This window comes from Mycobacterium gordonae, from assembly GCF_002101675.1.
In the GTDB taxonomy this organism is placed as follows: domain Bacteria; phylum Actinomycetota; class Actinomycetes; order Mycobacteriales; family Mycobacteriaceae; genus Mycobacterium; species Mycobacterium gordonae.
In genome coordinates, this window is sequence record NZ_LQOY01000149.1 from 1 (window position 1) to 1,442 (window position 1,442).

General features: G+C 64.7%; 1 pseudogene. It reads right to left on the reverse strand.

Going from position 1 to position 1,442, the window contains the following annotated elements:
• Window positions 1-385: 385 nt before the first annotated feature.
• Window positions 386-1,442 (reverse strand): annotated as a pseudogene (locus AWC08_RS20490) (hypothetical protein); the annotation flags it as partial.

A 1,442-nucleotide genomic window follows, 5' to 3' on the forward strand; every position in this document is an offset into this window, starting at 1 on the left:
CCTGAGAGGCAGCCGGCCGCCGACTGACAAAATCCGCCGCCGCACGCAGCAGGCGCTCACGATTCATCGAGACATCCAATACTGGCTTCGTCGTTCATTACAACGGGGACTATCCGTCGTGGTGAGGCTGTCGCGCATTTGCGTCTCAGGCTCTCACACCTGGCTAACGGTCTACCGGCGAACGGTTCCGATCCACTGACAACCGGCTGCAGGGGTAGGCAGACGGCAATCCCGGGACGCCCGGGGGACGGATGCCGACTACAGATGCCGCCGGTGGATCACGGTCGCAGCTCGGCCGCGTCCGATCGGTCGCAGCTGGTTCACTTACCCGGCGCCGTATTCACGCGACGTGACGCGACTCGAGCCCGCAGGTGACCGGGGCGGACTAATCAGGCTCGTCGAGGACGATCGCGGTGGCTTGGTCGAGGGAGAGGAATCGGCCTTCGCTGGTGGCGGCTCGGTAGTCGGTGGGCGAGAGTTGCTCGCGCACTTGGCGTTCGCACGATTCATGGAAGGGCCCCACTCGCGCGGAGACGGCGCCCGTGGCGCCGGCGGCGCGGCCGATGGCGCCGGCGGCGGCCATCAGTACGGCGGCGCGCCATGGTTCCTGTCTTGCCGCGGCGATCCAGGATGCCGTCTCCAGAAAAGTCGCGCAGGTGACGGTGTCTTTGATCATCCGGGACAGCTGGATCCCTTCGCGCACAGCGTGTTCGGCCTGGTCGAGGTCGCCCAGCGCCAGGCGGCTGAGCGCCAGGGCCGCCAACAGGTAAGTGCGCAGGACGATGTCGTGACCGCGAGCATCAGAGAGCGCAAGGCCTTGTTCGGCATGGACTACTGCGGTGTGCGCGTCATTGGCTGCGGCGGATGCCCCGATCATCACCAGTAGTGCATAAATCTTCACAGATGTGTCGTCGGAGCCGGCCAAGGACTGCTGGGCGAAGGTTTGTGAGCGGTCAAGTTGGCCGGTTAACAATGCGAGAGCCGCCTCGTTCGCATAGAAGTGGGCGAGGGCGTTGTGGTCGGTGACGCTGGCGAGCAGTTCACGCGCCTCAGCCTGTCGTGCGATCAGTGTCGGCATATCGACTTGTAGAACGGCCAATTCGGCTACAGCATTGACCGCGTGGAGTCGCTGGGCCGAGGACTTGGCAGGCACAGCATGCAGGGCCTGTTCGATCGATCCACGGCCTTGCTGCAGCAGCCCGATCGCGGTCCACAGACCGCGGAGGTTGGTGGCCATTTGGAGGGCGACCGAGGGTGCGGTTGTCAGTGCGAATCGCATCGCTTGGCGCAGGTTGGGTGTTTCGCGCCGGAGGCGGTGAACCCAGTCGAGTTGGTCTCGTCCGTACCATTCGATGTTGGCTTGCTCGGCGAGTTGGCGGTACCAGTCGAGGTGGCGGTGGCGCAGTTCGGTTTGTTCGTGTGAGCTGAGTTGGTGGTGGCCG